Genomic DNA, 389 nt, shown 5'->3' with positions numbered 1-389 from the left:
GTCCCGCCGGCCGCCGCGAACCAATCCGACCAGCTCGGATGCGAGGCATAGTTCGGACCCCAGTTGGTGTGGATGAAATGGCTTTCATGCATATCCGCCAAATCGGCGGCGCCGTGGCGTTGCCAGAAGTCGGGCGGTGCGACCGGCAGCACCGCGTCATGAACGAGGCGCACCATCTTCAGCGCAGGATAGTGATAATCTCCATCGGAGATGCGCAGATCGATGTTCTGGCGCACGACGTCGACGGGATCGTCCTCGACGCGGACATCGATCGCCATCCGCGGAAAGCCGTCGCGCAGAACGGCAAGCTTGGGCGCCAGCCACAACTCGGCCAGGGAGAACGGCACGCTGACCACAAGGCGCGTGCGCAGGCCACCTTCCAGCATGCG

1 protein-coding gene is annotated in these 389 nt (G+C 64.3%); it reads right to left on the bottom strand.

Going from position 1 to position 389, the window contains the following annotated elements; all coding sequences use genetic code 11:
• The coding region (locus tag EN859_RS35675; RefSeq protein WP_245525879.1) for a LysR substrate-binding domain-containing protein at positions 1-389 on the bottom strand (389 nt) is incomplete at both ends.

It is taken from the genome of Mesorhizobium sp. M00.F.Ca.ET.216.01.1.1 (assembly GCF_004010325.2).
Classification (GTDB): Bacteria; Pseudomonadota; Alphaproteobacteria; order Rhizobiales; family Rhizobiaceae; genus Mesorhizobium.
This window is presented reverse-complemented; position numbering and strand designations above follow the sequence as displayed.